Origin of the sequence: Variovorax sp. 3319, from assembly GCF_031456585.1 — a bacterium.
GTDB lineage: Bacteria > Pseudomonadota > Gammaproteobacteria > Burkholderiales > Burkholderiaceae_C > Variovorax > Variovorax paradoxus_P.
Window position 1 is genome coordinate 395760 of the sequence record NZ_JAVDUZ010000002.1, and the last position, 14222, is coordinate 409981.

A 14222-nucleotide genomic window follows, 5' to 3' on the forward strand; every position below is an offset into this window, starting at 1 on the left:
ATCTGTGGGGTTTGTTTCAGTCAACGTGAGAAGCCCGGAACAGTGGTGCCGGAAGCCGGCCCCAGAAGATGCGCCCGCCAGACGGGACCGTCGCGCTGCTCGGCGCCACCGGGGAGGTAGGGGCCGAGATCGGTGCCGCGCGCAATGGGCTTTACCAGGTGCGGCGTGACGAGGATCACCAGCTCCTTCTCGTTCATCTGGTACTTGTTCTGCTTGAAGAAGGTTCCGAGCACCGGAATGTCGCCAAGCAGCGGGACCTTGTCGGCGTTCGAAGTGGTGGTGCGGCTCACGAGGCCGCCGATGATGAAGCTCTCGCCGTCGCCGAGTTCCACTGTGGTGTCGGCGCGCCGGGTGCTGATGGCGGGCACGGCCACGCCGCCGATGCTGAGCGAGTTGGTGTAGTCCAGGTCGCTGGCTTCCGGCGCCACCTTGAGCACGATGCGTTCGTTGGACAGCACGGTGGGCGTCAGGGTGAGGCCGATGCCGAAGGGCTTGTATTCGATGCTCGTGGTGCCCAGGCCCTGGGGGGCCGGCACCGGCAGTTCGCCGCCGGCCAGAAAGCTTGCGCTCTGCCCCGACAGGGCCACCAGCGTGGGTTCGGCGAGCACGCGGGCCATGCCGTTGCCCTCGAGAAAACCCACGTTCAGGCCGATGCCGGCCCTGCCGAAGTTGAAGAGAAGGCTGAACGCCTGCGCGAGCGGATTGCTGATGTCGGCCGCAATGGCTCCGTCAGGTCCGAACGAGGCCGAACGCAGCGACGACGGGGTGAGAACGCCGAAGCTGAAGCCGTTCGAATTGGCACGCGTGCTGAAGATGTTGAGGCCGGCCTGCTTGAGCACGCTGCGGTTGAACTCGACGATCTTGACCTCGACCTGCACGGTGTTGCTGCGCACGTTGACCACGGAGCGATCGACGAGTGTCGATTTTTCACCGCCGGACGACATGGCTGCATCGCGTGCTTCCTGGTGCGCCTCCATGCTGTTGAGCGAGCCGGCAAGCGTGGAGGCGCGGCGCCGTACTTCAAGCGCATAGACGGTTGCGTTGGCTTGGCCCTTTTCCCAGATCATGAGGGTGGTGCGGCCCGCCGCCTTGCCGGTGATGATGAGGCGCGCCGCCGGCAAGTTGGGCGATTGGCGGGTGAGTGCAACGCCCGCCACGGTTTCGTCGGCGATGGCCATGCGCTCGATGCCCTTGCCGATCAGCAATTCCTTTTGCGTGCCGGCATCGATGCGCAGCTGAAGCGCGGCGCGCGCAGGCGTTGCCTCTGCATCGGCTGCCGCTGCCCGTGCCGCCGGCCAGACGACCGATGCCAGCAGGCACAGCACCGCAAGGGTCGGGCGCAGGGGGTGGGCCGTGCCGGGTGTTCTCGCGCAGTGGGCGATCGTCATGGTGTTTTTCTTGTGAGTGGCTTGCATGTGCGTGCCACTGGTTGCTGATCAGTAATTGATGGTTTCGCTGCGGTCGCCGCGAATGACCTCGACCTGCAGTCCGCCGCGGGAGCCACCGGTGCGGGCAGGCGCGTTCGCGGTGGGCGCTGCTGCGGCTGTTGCTGCAGCTGCTGGCACTCGCAAGTTGACTGGCTTGCCGCCCGTGACAAAGTCGACCGCCATGACCCCGGCCTGGGCGCGGTCCAGGCCCTCGAGCGGCGGCCTGCGCGCTTCGCCGGCCTTGGGCGGCGCTGGCTGCAGGGCGGTGGGCAGCTCGGCAAAAAGCTTCGGGTCGGGCTCCGACATATCGGTGGGGTTGCGCAAGGCCAGGACCAGGCGGCCGCTGTATTCGGCAATCGTCAGTCGATTGACGTCGTCGACCGGCACTGCCAGCACGGCGGTGCGGGCGGCTTCGGCGCGCGAGGCCTGTTGCTGCTGCTGTTGCTGGGCCGAACCGTTCTTGTCCATGCCCGAGGCCATGCCGTCGATGGAGGCACCGCCATAGGCGAGCACGCGCTTGCGCGACAGGAGCAGGCGAGCCTGGCTGTGGTCGACATCCTTGCCGTCGGACTTCAGCATCAGGAACACATCGACGAAGTCGCCGGGCCTGACCTTGTGGCCCACGCCCATTACCTCGTCGGCCTTGATGGCGACTGCGCGTTCGCCCTCGGCCACGCGCAGGGCGAGGCCGGAAACGAGTTGCCCTTCGACGAGCGGCGTGCCCTCGCCCAGGTCGATGACGGGAACACGGCCCGCAAGCGGTGCCGTCTCCTGGAAGGCGCCTGCGGGGTTGATCGTCAGGCGCTCGACGCGGAGTGCATCGGGCGGGATCGCGCGGCCCGCGGGCAGCGGCTTGGCGGCCACTACCACCCGGAAGGTCTGCGCCTGCGCGGTCTTGCCCGCCGCGGCAGCGGAAGGGGCGGCCACGACAGGAGGCGGCGGCTGCCGGCTGAGCAGCCATGCATAGCCGCCGAGCGCGAGGGCCAGGAGCACAAGGACGGCGGCGATGATTTTGGTGAGATTGATCATGGGCGGCGGGTCAAGAAGGGAGCAATTCGAGAGTCATTGATGAACAACTCGTGGTGACGGAGCGATCAGCTCTGTCGACCCCAAACCATCCACACCGCGGCGGCCATAGAAAGGTAGGCCGCATAGGGAATAAACCGGACCCGCGCCGACGCGGGCTGGCCCTGTGCTGGAGACAGCGGCCCAAAAAGTACGAGCGAAAGCCGGGGAGCAATGGGCCAGCGCCTTAGAGCCAGCCCAAGCGCGGCGTGAAGGCCGGCAAGGAGGCTGCCGATGAGCCAGATGCAGGGCAGGGCCGAAAGGCCTACCCAGAGGCCGAGAGCTCCAGCGAACTTCACGTCGCCGGCTCCCATGACCCGGAGTGCATAAAAAAGCAGCAGAAAGCCGAAAGCGAGTCCGGCACCCAGCAATGCGGCAGGCCAGTCTTGCCCGATCGGACCGGTTCCTGTTGCCAGTGCCGCAAGAGCCAATGAGGCTCCTGCGAGCACAAGCCAGTTGGGAACGCGCCGCTGCCTGAAGTCATAGGCGGCAATGAAGAGCAACCACATCAAATAAGCCGATGTCATTGCTGGCATTGCGCTTCAGGTAGCAGGGGTGATGGCCGTCCTGATGCCCTGCCAGATGGTTCCCAGGCTTTCGCCTATTCCGCCATCTCCGGTAATGGCCGTGATCATCACAACCGAGATCAGCCCCGCAATAATTCCGTATTCAATTGCGGTGGCGCCTTCTTCATCACGCAAAAAACGAGTAATTGAATTAAACATGATTCACCTTTTTAAAAAGTTAACTAACGGCAGGCAATGTGAATGTTATACAGCGTAACTCCGTGTATCAAGGAGGTGAACCCGCGAGGCGGCGCGTTTCATGTGCTAGTGAGGATGAGCAAGCACGAAGGCGGCCAGCCTCTTGCCGCAGTCGTGAAAGTTGTTGCTCCGAGGGAAGCGGCATCTCCTCGAACGCATTCTTCCCTCTGTGGGAACTCTGCCGTATCCCATGAATGTGGGACGTGCGTTACGGGCAAACGGAACGTACAAGAGCAGCCCGTTACGGCAACAAAAGGGCTGCGTGTTACGTAACTACCGCGGTGTGATGCCAGATGTAACACCGAAGATTGGTGCTTTATCTAGGGAAAAAGTCACATTTTTGGGGGTGCAACCCCACTGACAGGAGGGCCTAGCGCCGGCTTAACCCAAGACTTCTTCGTAAAAAAGCTTCCAATCGCCGCCTTGGCGAAGCCAGTATTGGCGGCGCGTGCGCCCGCTTTTTTCTCCGTCGAATACCTCGCCGAAGGTGGCGACCATGGTGTCGTCCCCGTCCCGCCAATGCAGGTAGGAAACATCCTTGAACTGGACACGCTTGCCTTGGGCGTATTCCACTTCGTCGCGGAGAACTGCAAATCCGTCGAGGGATTTTTTATTACTATTGCGCTGGAAATCCGCTAAATAGAACTTTTTCAGCAGCGCTTCATTGCCGCTGGCGCGCGCATCTTTCCAGGCGACGATGGTGCTGGTGAAGGTGCGGGCTTCTTTTTCGGCCTGCGGCGGTGAGATCCATTGCAGGCTGCGCGCGGTAATCACCGGAGTCGCGCCGATCTGCACCTTGCGCAGCAGCTGCTTCAGGTCGGGATTGGCCATGACCACGCAGCCGTCGCTTGCCTGCGGCGCGCGGGCAAACTGCTGCGACGGGGTTCCGTGCAGCCAGATGCCGCCGCCAGTCTTGCCGCGCCGCACGTCGTAGGGGTTGGGGTAGTTGATGGGCAGCGCGCCGGCGCCGTAAAAGTCGCGCAGCGACTTCGGGTCGAGGCTGCTGGTGATGTAGTACACCCCCAGCGGCGTGCGCGCGTCTCCTTCGGTGGCCTTGTCGATACCTGACTTGCCGACCGATATGTAGTAGTCGGCCACCAGCTGCAGCCCCTTGTCGGTGTTCTCGAGCAGGTAGAGCCGCGAGCGCGAGGCGTCGATTGCAATGGCATGGCGGCTGCGCGTGGACAGCGCCAGGAACTGGGACGGCACTGTGCCGGCCGGCGGCCTTTCGCGCAGGGCCTGCGAGCGCCGGCGAGACTCTTCGCGCAGGTCGGCCATGGCCGGATCGCTGCGCAATCGTGCAACACCGGCGTCCGAGAAGGCGTGCGCCGGCGGCACCTGCGTTGCGAGCAGGTCGGCGTAGACCAGGTGGGCGAGCTGAAAATTGGGATAGTCGCGCACCAGGTCGCGCGCCTTCGCCAGTGCGGGCCGGGTCTGGCCGCGGCCGAACAGCTCGTAGACGGCAATCAGGCGGGCTTCAGCGCCACTGGCTTCCTGGATGGCCGGCGACGACGCAGCAGTTTTACGCGGCGCGCCCTTGCCCGCGGCGGTGCGGGTTGCCGCAGCAGGGGCTTGCCTTGCCCTGGCACGTGCTTCCTTGCCGGCGCCATGTTGTACCGCACGGCTGCTGCCCGTCTTGGCCTTGCTGCCTTGCATAGGCTGGGCCGAAGCGTTGGCTGCGCCCGGCGCGGCCAGCAGCAGGGCCGATGCCGCCAGGATTGCGGCAAGCCCGTTTCTGCCGTGTTGCATCGGAAGGTTCTGTGGCCGGGCGCACCGGACGATCTCCGCCACTATCCGCCGACGCTTTCCTTGCGAATTTGCCATTGGTTGCCGGAGCGCTGCAGCTCCAGTGTCTTGCGGCTGGAGATGTTGAGGCTGTCGGCCCGGTAGACCTGGCGGAACTTGGCCGTTGCGGCTTGCCCGTTGACGCCGATCACCAGGTTTTCGATGTTCACGCTGATGCTCGACTTGCCGACGATGCGAGCCCGGCGCTCTTCCTCCCAGCTCTTGCGGCTTTGCCCGCCGCCTGGATTGAAGTCGGGCCCGTAGGCGGCGAGATAACGGTCCATGTCCTTGCCCGCCCAGGCGGCGGCCCAGCCGCGAACTGCAGATTCGACTTCGGCGGAGGAGGAGGTGGCGGCGGCCGCTGCCGGCGCGGGAGCTGGCGCGGGGGCTGGCGTGGATGCGGATGCAGAGGCAGGCGGCGCAGATGCTTCGGGTGCCTTTGCGACGACGGCGGGTGCCGGTGCGGGAGCCGCCGGCTTGGCGGCCGGAGCGGGCGCAGGTGCCGGCACCGGAATGGGTGGGGGCGGAACCGGTGCCTTTGCCACAACCGCGGGCGTTGTCGCCGCCACCGTGGCGGCCGGTTTGCCGCCAGCCGGCGCCGGAGTGAACAAGGTGCGGATCACCGCGAGCTTGGGCTGCACCGCCGTGTTGTTCTGGTCGAGCTGCAACGCCTTGCTGTAGGCCTGGCTGGCCAGCCGCGCATACACGTCGCCCAGGTTCTCCTGGGCCGTGGCATAGCTCGGGTTGGTGCGAATCGCGCTCTCGAGCGCGCTGCGGGCCTTGTCGAACTGGTTCTGGCTTGCGTAGATCACCGCAAGGTTGTTGTACGGCTCGGGCAGCTCGGGCGCGTCTTGCGTCAGTTGCGTAAAGGCCGCAATGGCTTCGGCGCGCTTGCCGGTGTCGAGCTGGATCACGCCCTTGAGAAAGCGCATCTGCGGATCTTTCGGCTTGTCCTTCAGGAACGCGTCGGCGCGGCCCATGGCTTCGTCGAGCTTGCCGGCTTGCATGAGGCGGTCGACTTCATCGTGCTCCGCCGCAGCGAATGCGGGCACTGCCATGCCGCAGGCACTTGCCAGGAGCAGGGCGCGCACGGCAGGGGAAAAGCTGAAACGGGCGCGCGGGTGGGGGCTCTTGGGCATTGCGGACAAGACCTCGTAGGAGGGAAGGGAGAGATGCGGCAGGAATTGTATGTGTGCAGTTAACTTGCGGATACATCGGCAACACCGAGAGCCAATGCGTGAAGGCCCAGGCTGTCAAGGGGTCATTTGCAATGCCGCATCGATGAATACGCATCGACTTGCGGAACGCGTCTTGATCATGTAACGTTGTGTAAGCGGATTGTCAGCAATCCCCCAATTCCTTCACTCCCAGGAGTCACCTTGAAGATCACCAAACGCCGCTTGCTGGAGAGCGGCGCAGCAGCATTTGCCGCGTCGCTTTTTGCGCCGGGTTCCTTGGCGCAGCAGCGCGCCGCAGCTGGCGCGGCCGGCGGCGACGCATGGCCGACCAAGCCGGTTCGCATTCTTGTGGGCTTTCCCGCCGGTGCATCGCCCGACCTTGCCGCGCGCGCCATTGCGGAGCCGTTGTCGAAGATCTTGCGCCAGCCGGTCACGGTCGAGAACAAGCCCGGCGCAAGCGGCAATCTTGTGGCCGACCAGGTGGCCAAGGCGACCGACGACCACACCATCGGTGCATTGATCAACGGCAACCTCACCATCGCGAAGCTGCTCAATCCCAAGCTCAGCTTCGATCCCGAAAAAGACTTCCTGCCGGTCGGCATGATCGGCACCGCGCCGCTGGTGCTGGTGGTTTCGGGCAATGCGCCCGGCAAGACCGCGGCCGACCTGCTGCTGTGGACGCGCAACCTGAGCAGCACCGGCAAGTACGGCACGCCGGGCGTGGGCACGGTGGGCCACTTGGGCATGGAGCTCATCAAGAGCCGCGCCGCCATTACCGCGCAGCACAAGCCCTACACCGGCAACCCCCAGGTCATTGCAGGCCTGCTGGCAGGCGAGATCCAGCTTGCCCTTCTGCCGCCCGGCCTGGCGCTGCCGCATGTGAAGTCCGGAAAGATCAAGGCCATTGGCGTGACGTCGCCCGAGCGCAGCCCCCTGGCCGGCGACCTGCCCACCATTCGCGATGCCGACGTGCGCGGCGCCGACCTTGAAATCTGGACCGCGCTGGCCGCACCCGCAGGCATGAAGCCGGCGGCCGTTGCCAAACTGAACGCGGCGCTGGTCGAAGTGACCAGCTCGCCCGAGGTGAGCCAGGCGCTGCTGAAGACCGGCTGGCAAGCTCAGCCGGGCACCCCCGATGCGCTCGCCAAGCGCATGCGCTCGGACACGGCGCGCCTGGGCGGCGTGATCATCATGAAGGGCATCCAGTCAGAGGGCTAGCACGCCCCCCGACGCGCCTGCGCTGGAAGGAGCCGTTTTCTCTTTACAGCAGTTGGGAGACTTTCCTTGCGGCGTCGACCAGTGCCGGGAGCATGGTCTCCTGCATCACCTTGGCGCTGGTGCGGTTGGCTTGGCCGCTGATGTTCAGCGCCGCGACCATGCGGCCCTGTCGATTGACGATGGGGGCGGCCACCGAGATCAGGCCTTCTTCGAGCTCCTGGTTTACAAGGCACCACTGCTGCCTTCGCGCCTGTGCCACCTTTGCCATGAGCGCATCGACATCGGTCACCGTGTGCTTGGTGAGCGCCTCGCGCTCCGAGGCCTCGAGCCGGGCGCGCACCTCGTCGTCTTCAAGGTCGGCCAGCAGCAGCCTGCCCAGTGAAGTGCAATATGCCGGCAGCCGCGAGCCCACGCCCAGGCTGATGTGCATGATCTTCTTGGTCGGCACGCGCATCACATAGACGATGTCGGTCGCGTCGAGCACGGCCGCCGAGCAAGACTCTTGCACCTGCTGCACGAGCGCTTCCATCACCGGCTCGGCGCGGTTCCATATGGGCATGGAGGAAAGGTACGCAAAGCCCAGGTCGAGGATGCGCGGCGTCAGCGTAAAGAGCTTGCCGTCGGTCACCACATAGCCCAGCGTCTGCAGCGTGAGCAGGATGCGCCGCGCGCCGGCTCGCGTGAGGCCGCTCGCGGCCGCCACTTCGCTCAGCGTCTGCCTTGGGGCGCTTTCGCTGAACGATCGAATCACCTGCAGGCCGCGCGCAAAAGACTGCACGTAGCTGTCGCCGGGGGCGGGTGCCTCGGGAGCCGTGGGCGTGCCGGGTTTCTGAGCGTGGGTTGCCATGCAGGGTGATCCTCTTTAGAATTCATTATACGAACAAATGTTCTTTAGACGAACAAATCGACGGTTCACGGAATCGATGGCTTGTTCGGCGGATCGCAGGCAGTTCGGTTTCTTTTCCCACTCCCGGAGACAGGCTTCATGATCAACAAGATCGCGCGCTCGGTCGCCGATGCCCTTGAAGGCATCCAGGACGGCGCCACGGTTCTCATCGGCGGCTTCGGCACCGCCGGCATTCCCGGCGAACTCATCGACGGCCTCGTCGAGCAGGGCGCCCGTGACCTCACCGTCGTCAACAACAACGCCGGCAACGGCGAAACCGGCCTGGCGGCGCTGCTCAAGGCGGGCCGTGTGCGCAAGATCATCTGCAGCTTTCCGCGCCAGGCCGACAGCCAGGTGTTCGACGGGCTCTACCGCAGCGGCAAGCTCGAGCTCGAACTGGTGCCCCAAGGCAACCTGGCCGAGCGCATTCGCGCAGCAGGCGCCGGCATTGGCGCCTTCTTTTGCCCGACAGGCTACGGTACGCAACTCGCGGGCAACCGCGAAACGCGCGAGATCGACGGCAAGCAATATGTGCTGGAGTACCCCATCCATGGCGACGTGGCGCTCATCAAGGCCGAGCGCGGCGACCGCTGGGGCAACCTGGTGTACCGCAAGGCCGCACGCAACTTCGGCCCGGTGATGGCCATGGCTTCGAAGAAGACCATTGCCACCGTGCACGACATTGCCGAACTCGGCACGCTCGACCCAGAGACCATCGTGACCCCGGGCATCTTCGTGCACCAGGTGGTGCGCATCGAACGCGTGGCCACTCAGGCCGGCGGTTTCAAGAAGGCAGCATGACCATGACTTACACACGCCGCACTAAAGACCAATTGGCAGCCCGCGTGGCGCAGGACATCTTCGACGGCGCCGTCGTCAACCTGGGCATCGGCCAGCCGACGCTCGTGGCCAACCACCTGCCGCAAGGGCGCGAGGTCATCCTGCAAAGCGAGAACGGCATTCTGGGGATGGGCCCCGCGCCTGCGGCCGGCGAAGAAGACTACGACCTCATCAACGCCGGCAAGCAGCCCGTCACGCTGCTGCCGGGCGGCTCGTTATTTCACCACGCCGACAGCTTCGCGATGATGCGCGGCGGCCATCTCGACATTTGCGTGCTCGGCGCCTTCCAGGTGTCGGCCACGGGTGATCTTGCCAACTGGCATACCGGCGAGAAAGATGCCATTCCCGCCGTGGGCGGCGCCATGGACCTGGCCATCGGAGCCAAGCAGACCTGGGTAATGATGGACCTGCTCACCAAGCAGGGCGTGAGCAAGCTGGTGAAGGAATGCACCTATCCGCTCACCGGCATCGGCTGCGTGAAGCGGGTGTACTCCGACCTTGCTACGCTCGAATGCACGCCAGAGGGCCTGAAGCTGGTCGACGTGGTCGACGGCCTCAGCCGCGAAGAACTCGAGAAGCTCGTAGGCCTTCCCATTGCCGCCTGAAGCGGATTCATTCACTTTCGAGACAAAAGACATGACCAACCAAGCCTTCATCTGCGACGCCGTTCGCACCCCCTTCGGCCGCTACGGCGGTTCGCTCAGCAGCGTGCGCACCGACGACCTCGGCGCCGTGCCCCTCAAGGCGCTGATGGAACGCAACAAGAACGTCGACTGGCAAGCCGTGAGCGACGTGCTCTACGGCTGCGCCAACCAGGCCGGCGAAGACAACCGCAACGTCGCGCGCATGTCGGCGCTGCTGGCGGGGCTGCCCATCGAGCTCGGCGGTGCCACCATCAACCGCCTGTGCGGCTCGGGGCTCGACGCCGTGGGCACCGCGGCGCGCGCCATTCGGGCGGGCGAGGCGGGCCTCATGATTGCCGGCGGCGTCGAAAGCATGAGCCGCGCCCCCTTTGTCATGCCCAAGGCCGAAAGCGCGTTCAGCCGCAACAACGCGGTGTACGACACCACCATCGGCTGGCGCTTCGTCAACAAGCTCATGAAGGCGCAGTACGGCGTCGACTCCATGCCCGAGACGGCGGAGAACGTGGCCACCGACTACAAGATCGAGCGCGAGGCGCAAGACCTGATGGCGCTCAACTCGCAGCTGCGCGCCGTCGCATCGCAGAAGTCCGGCTTCTTCGACGCCGAGATCGTGCCCGTGACCGTGCCACAGAAAAAGGGCGATGCGATCATCGTCAACAAGGACGAGCATCCGCGCGAAACCAGCATGGAATCGCTGGCCAGGCTCAAGGGCGTGGTGCGTCCCGACGGCACCGTGACCGCGGGCAACGCCAGCGGCGTGAACGACGGCGCGTGTGCGCTGCTGCTGGCCGACGAAGCCAGCGCCGCCAGGCACGGCCTCACGCCGCGCGCCCGCGTGGTCGGCATGGCGACCGCCGGCGTTGCGCCGCGAATCATGGGCATCGGCCCCGCGCCCGCCACGCAGAAGGTGCTGGCCCTCACCGGCCTCAAGCTCGACCAGATCGACGTCATCGAGCTCAACGAAGCCTTCGCCGCCCAGGGTCTTGCCGTGCTGCGCCTGCTCGGCCTGAAGGACGACGACGCACGCGTCAACATCAACGGCGGCGCCATTGCCCTCGGCCACCCGCTGGGTGCCAGCGGCGCACGCCTTGCCACCACCGCCGTCAACCAGCTGCACAAGGGCGGCGGCCGCTATGCGCTGTGCACCATGTGCATCGGCGTAGGCCAGGGCATTGCCATGATCCTGGAACGCGTCTGATGGTTCTCGCCCGACGCGATCTGCTGCTGGGCATTCTGGCGGCGGCGGGCTTGCCCGCGCATGCGCAGCAGGCCGAGGGCAAGCCCATTCGCATCGTCGTGCCCTTTGCGGCTGGCGGCGGCAACGACGTGTTCGCGCGCCAGATGGCCAAGGGCCTCGGCGAAGTGCGCAAGTCGGGCGTCATCGTCGACAACAAGCCCGGCGCGGGCGGCAACCTCGGTACCGAGCAGGTGGTGCGCAGCGCGCCCGACGGCAGCACGCTGCTGCTCGGGCACACGGGCACGGTGTCGATCAACCCCGCGCTCTACAAGGGCCTGAAGTTCGACGCGCGCAAAGACCTGGTGCCGGTTGCCATGTTCGCCTCGTCCGCGCTGGTGCTCGTAGTGCCAGCCGCGTCGAAGGTGCGCAGCGTGGCCGATCTCGTCGCCGAAGCCAAGGCGAGGCCGGGCCTGCTCGACTACGCATCGAGCGGCAGCGGCACAGGTGGCCACCTGACTGGCGAACTCTTTGCGCAGCGCACCGGCAGCAAGCTCAACCACATTCCCTACAAGGGCACCAACCCCGCGCTCACCGATCTCGCGGGCGGGCAGGTGCAGATGATGTTCAGCGTTATTCCGCCGGCGCTCGCGCTGGTGAAAGGCGGCCGGCTGCGAGCCATCGCCGTCACTGGCGCCAAACGCTTGCCCTCGCTGCCCGATGTGCCCACCGTGGCCGAGTCGGGCTTGCGCGAGCTTGCGGGTTTCGAAAGCACGCTCACCTATGGCGTGCTTGCGCCGCGCGGCACGCCTGAGGCGTTCGTGAAAGAGCTGTCGGCGCAGATGCTCCAGGTGGCGGGCGGCGCCGAGTTCCAGTCGCGCCTCGATGTGGAGGGCGCCGTGCCGCTGCTCGGCGGGCCGGCCGAATACGCCGCGCTCATTGCCAGGGAAAGCGCGCTATGGGCCGGTATCGTCAAGGCCTCGGGAGCTTCGGTCGATTGATTCGGCAAGGCATGCGCAAGCCGTCTTGTGAAACGTAGTGTGTTGATTTTCGTGCCCCGATACAGAGGCATACGCAATACGCACCGCGGGCTTGTCGAGCGGAAAACAATCCGCTCGTCAACAACCCGCGCCCATGCGCATTGCTCCAAGGAAATCACCATGAAGCTCCCCCGCGTTGCCATTGCATCGAGCATTGCCGCGACCATCGCCGCGTCGGTGGCCGCCCTGGCGTTTGCAGCGCCGCAGCTTGGCGCCAATGCATCCGCCGGCGCTGCCCGCCCGGCGCCGGAGTTCCAGAACATCGACACATGGCTCAACTCGCCGCCGCTCAAGCTCGAGGCGCTGCGCGGCCAGGTGGTGCTGGTCGACTTCTGGACCTACACCTGCATCAACTGCCTGAACCACCTGCCGCACGTGAAAGAGTGGCACGAGAAGTACAAGGACAAGGGGCTGACCGTGGTGGGCGTGCACACGCCCGAATTCGCGTTCGAAAAATCGACCAGGAACGTGAAGGACGCCATCGAGCGCCTGCAGATCAGGCACGCCGTGGCGCAGGACAACAGCTACGGCACCTGGCGGGCTTTCAACAACCAGTATTGGCCCGCCGTGTACCTGATCGACAAGGAAGGCCGCATTGCCTATTCGCACTTTGGCGAAGGCAGCTACGGCGCCACCGAGAAGAAGATCCAGGCGCTGCTTGCGGAACCCGCGGGTGCTGCTGCCGCAGCCCCGGGTGGGAACGTCAAATGAAAAAGCTCTGGTTTGCGCTGCTCTTTTTTGCGGGCGGCGTGGCGCACGAGGTGCGCAACCCGACCAGCTGCCAGTGCGTTGCGTCGGTCAGTCTTTCGCCTCGACAGACGAAGCGAGGACGTAGCCTTCGCTCCGCACGGTCTTGATATAGCGCGGCTCGCGCGCATCGTCGCGCAGCCGCTGGCGCAGCCGGCTTACCAGCAGGTCGATGGAGCGCTCGAAAAGCTCGGCCTCGCGGCCCTGGGTAAGGCTGAGCAGTTGGTCGCGGCTCAGCACCTTCTGCGGGTGGTCCAGGAACACGCGCAGAAGCCGGTACTCGGCGCCGCTCAGCGCCACCATCACGCCGCTTTCGTCGATGAGGTGGCGCGCCACGGTGTCGACTTCCCATTCGCCGAATGCCAGCTTCTGCGCCGGCTCGGCGGCGTTCATGTTGGGCGGCAGCATGCGCGTGCGGCGCATCACGGCGCGCAGCCGCGCAAGCAGTTCACGCGCTGAAAAGGGCTTGGCCAGGTAATCGTCGGCGCCCATTTCAAGGCCCAGGATGCGGTCGGCCTCCTCGCTGCGCGCCGTCAGCATGAGGATGGGCGTGGCCTTGTACTTGCCGGTGCGCAGGTCCCGGCACAGCGTGAGCCCGTCTTCGCCGGGCAGCATCAAATCCAGAATGATCAGGTCGAACGGGCCCGACTCTTCGAGCGCGGCGCGCATGTGCCGCCCCGTGGGCACCGCGACCACCCGCAGGCCGTTCTTCACCAGGTAGGTGGTGAGCAGCTCGCGGATTTCCCGGTCGTCGTCGACGATGAGGATGTGATCGGAAGTCTTGGGTGTCATGGCAGTGAGCAAAAGGTATGGCGCGGAAGGCCTCCGCAGCCGCAATGTAGCGTCACCGCCGGGCCACAAGCGTGCGCAGTGAAACGTAGTGTGTTGATTTCTCGGGCGGATACATAGGCATACGCAATGTGCGTTTGCAGGGAGGGGGCGGCCCAACAATCCGTCCGTTCGCAACCCAGCGTACGTCAACCTTCATCAAGGAATCACCATGACCCGCATCGAAAAAGTCCTCTACACCGGCAAGACCCACACCTCTTCGGGTGGCCGCGACGGCGAAGCGCGCAGCTCCGACGGCCGCCTGGACATCAAGCTCTCTTCGCCCGGCAGCGCCGGCGCCGGCACCAACCCCGAGCAGCTGTTTGCCGCCGGCTGGTCCGCCTGCTTCATCGGCGCCATGGGCAAGGCGGCCGGAAAGATGAAAGTCACGCTGCCGCCCGACCTGGCCGTGGACGCCGAAGTCGACCTGGGCATGGCGGGCACCGAGTATTTGCTGCAGGCGCGCCTCAACGTGAGCCTGCCGGGCCTCGACCGCGAAGTGGCACGGGCGCTGACCGATGCGGCGCACCAGACTTGCCCATACTCCAAGGCAACGCGAGGCAACATCGACGTTGCCATCAACCTGGTGTGATCCGGTCACGCCGCATCTTCTAGAAGAAAGCGCC

At 65.4% G+C, this 14222-nt stretch carries 15 protein-coding genes; 7 read left to right on the plus strand and 8 right to left on the minus strand.

Features of this window, described 5'->3' with window-relative positions; all coding sequences use genetic code 11:
* Positions 1-20 precede the first annotated feature (20 nt).
* The 6 genes from J2X67_RS06170 to J2X67_RS06195 form a co-directional block, all read right to left on the minus strand.
* Positions 21-1388, minus strand: coding sequence for a type II and III secretion system protein family protein (locus J2X67_RS06170; RefSeq protein WP_309951438.1), 1368 nt, complete (start codon positions 1386-1388; stop codon positions 21-23).
* 48 nt (positions 1389-1436) lie between these two features.
* Positions 1437-2456: a Flp pilus assembly protein CpaB gene (cpaB, locus tag J2X67_RS06175; protein ID WP_309951441.1), complete on the minus strand. Its 1020-nt coding sequence runs from the start codon at positions 2454-2456 to the stop codon at positions 1437-1439.
* Positions 2457-2521: 65 nt separating this feature from the next.
* Positions 2522-3028: an A24 family peptidase gene (locus J2X67_RS06180; RefSeq protein WP_309951444.1), complete on the minus strand. Its 507-nt coding sequence runs from the start codon at positions 3026-3028 to the stop codon at positions 2522-2524.
* Between the two features lie 6 nt (positions 3029-3034).
* Positions 3035-3217, minus strand: coding sequence for a Flp family type IVb pilin (locus tag J2X67_RS06185; RefSeq protein WP_309951446.1), 183 nt, complete (start codon positions 3215-3217; stop codon positions 3035-3037).
* Between the two features lie 420 nt (positions 3218-3637).
* Positions 3638-5080: a murein L,D-transpeptidase family protein gene (locus J2X67_RS06190; protein WP_409050468.1), complete on the minus strand. Its 1443-nt coding sequence runs from the start codon at positions 5078-5080 to the stop codon at positions 3638-3640.
* Positions 5047-6180, minus strand: coding sequence for a tetratricopeptide repeat protein (locus tag J2X67_RS06195; RefSeq protein ID WP_309951451.1), 1134 nt, complete (start codon positions 6178-6180; stop codon positions 5047-5049). The genes J2X67_RS06190 and J2X67_RS06195 overlap by 34 nt, the downstream gene beginning before the upstream one ends.
* Positions 6181-6420: 240 nt before the next feature.
* Here J2X67_RS06195 and J2X67_RS06200 point away from each other — a divergent pair, with 240 nt between their 5' ends.
* On the plus strand, positions 6421-7437 hold the full coding sequence (locus J2X67_RS06200) for a tripartite tricarboxylate transporter substrate binding protein (protein ID WP_309951454.1): 1017 nt from the start codon (positions 6421-6423) through the stop codon (positions 7435-7437).
* A 43-nt stretch (positions 7438-7480) separates the two neighbouring features.
* Here the strand turns inward: J2X67_RS06200 and J2X67_RS06205 are convergent, their stop codons facing one another.
* Positions 7481-8284 carry an IclR family transcriptional regulator C-terminal domain-containing protein gene (locus tag J2X67_RS06205; protein ID WP_309951457.1) on the minus strand — a complete coding sequence of 268 codons (804 nt, stop codon included), beginning with the start codon at positions 8282-8284 and terminating at the stop codon, positions 7481-7483.
* A gap of 138 nt (positions 8285-8422) precedes the next feature.
* On the opposite strand from J2X67_RS06205, the gene J2X67_RS06210 reads away from it, so the two are divergent.
* The 5 genes from J2X67_RS06210 (at position 8423) to J2X67_RS06230 (ending at position 12732) form a co-directional block, all read left to right on the plus strand.
* Positions 8423-9124, plus strand: coding sequence for a 3-oxoacid CoA-transferase subunit A (locus tag J2X67_RS06210; RefSeq protein WP_309951460.1), 702 nt, complete (start codon positions 8423-8425; stop codon positions 9122-9124).
* Complete coding sequence (locus J2X67_RS06215) at positions 9121-9768, plus strand: 3-oxoacid CoA-transferase subunit B (RefSeq protein ID WP_309951462.1); 648 nt, start codon at positions 9121-9123, stop codon at positions 9766-9768. Before J2X67_RS06210 ends, J2X67_RS06215 begins: the two co-directional genes overlap by 4 nt.
* A 31-nt stretch (positions 9769-9799) precedes the next feature.
* Positions 9800-11005, plus strand: coding sequence for a 3-oxoadipyl-CoA thiolase (pcaF, locus tag J2X67_RS06220; RefSeq protein WP_309951465.1), 1206 nt, complete (start codon positions 9800-9802; stop codon positions 11003-11005).
* Positions 11005-11982 carry a tripartite tricarboxylate transporter substrate binding protein gene (locus J2X67_RS06225; protein WP_309951468.1) on the plus strand — a complete coding sequence of 326 codons (978 nt, stop codon included), beginning with the start codon at positions 11005-11007 and terminating at the stop codon, positions 11980-11982. Before pcaF ends, J2X67_RS06225 begins: the two co-directional genes overlap by 1 nt.
* Before the next feature lie 159 nt (positions 11983-12141).
* Positions 12142-12732, plus strand: a complete 591-nt coding sequence (locus J2X67_RS06230; protein ID WP_309951470.1) for a thioredoxin family protein — start codon at positions 12142-12144, stop codon at positions 12730-12732.
* An 87-nt stretch (positions 12733-12819) separates the two neighbouring features.
* On the opposite strand, the gene J2X67_RS06235 is transcribed toward J2X67_RS06230, so the two are convergent.
* Complete coding sequence (locus tag J2X67_RS06235) at positions 12820-13560, minus strand: response regulator (RefSeq protein ID WP_126747108.1); 741 nt, start codon at positions 13558-13560, stop codon at positions 12820-12822.
* Between the two features lie 208 nt (positions 13561-13768).
* Here J2X67_RS06235 and J2X67_RS06240 point away from each other — a divergent pair, with 208 nt between their 5' ends.
* A complete protein-coding gene (locus J2X67_RS06240) occupies positions 13769-14188 on the plus strand; it encodes an organic hydroperoxide resistance protein (protein ID WP_309951472.1) in 420 nt (139 codons plus the stop codon).
* Positions 14189-14222 lie beyond the last annotated feature (34 nt).

Coding starts and splice junctions, on each gene's coding strand:
- J2X67_RS06180 (WP_309951444.1), bottom strand. CDS start 3,028: ATGCCAGCAATGACATCGGCTTATTTGATGTGGTTGCTCTTCATTGCC.
- J2X67_RS06205 (WP_309951457.1), bottom strand. CDS start 8,284: ATGGCAACCCACGCTCAGAAACCCGGCACGCCCACGGCTCCCGAGGCA.
- J2X67_RS06185 (WP_309951446.1), bottom strand. CDS start 3,217: ATGTTTAATTCAATTACTCGTTTTTTGCGTGATGAAGAAGGCGCCACC.
- J2X67_RS06230 (WP_309951470.1), top strand. CDS start 12,142: ATGAAGCTCCCCCGCGTTGCCATTGCATCGAGCATTGCCGCGACCATC.
- J2X67_RS06235 (WP_126747108.1), bottom strand. CDS start 13,560: ATGACACCCAAGACTTCCGATCACATCCTCATCGTCGACGACGACCGG.
- J2X67_RS06190 (WP_409050468.1), bottom strand. CDS start 5,080: ATGGCAAATTCGCAAGGAAAGCGTCGGCGGATAGTGGCGGAGATCGTC.
- J2X67_RS06225 (WP_309951468.1), top strand. CDS start 11,005: ATGGTTCTCGCCCGACGCGATCTGCTGCTGGGCATTCTGGCGGCGGCG.
- J2X67_RS06215 (WP_309951462.1), top strand. CDS start 9,121: ATGACCATGACTTACACACGCCGCACTAAAGACCAATTGGCAGCCCGC.
- cpaB (WP_309951441.1), bottom strand. CDS start 2,456: ATGATCAATCTCACCAAAATCATCGCCGCCGTCCTTGTGCTCCTGGCC.
- pcaF (WP_309951465.1), top strand. CDS start 9,800: ATGACCAACCAAGCCTTCATCTGCGACGCCGTTCGCACCCCCTTCGGC.
- J2X67_RS06170 (WP_309951438.1), bottom strand. CDS start 1,388: ATGACGATCGCCCACTGCGCGAGAACACCCGGCACGGCCCACCCCCTG.
- J2X67_RS06195 (WP_309951451.1), bottom strand. CDS start 6,180: ATGCCCAAGAGCCCCCACCCGCGCGCCCGTTTCAGCTTTTCCCCTGCC.
- J2X67_RS06240 (WP_309951472.1), top strand. CDS start 13,769: ATGACCCGCATCGAAAAAGTCCTCTACACCGGCAAGACCCACACCTCT.
- J2X67_RS06210 (WP_309951460.1), top strand. CDS start 8,423: ATGATCAACAAGATCGCGCGCTCGGTCGCCGATGCCCTTGAAGGCATC.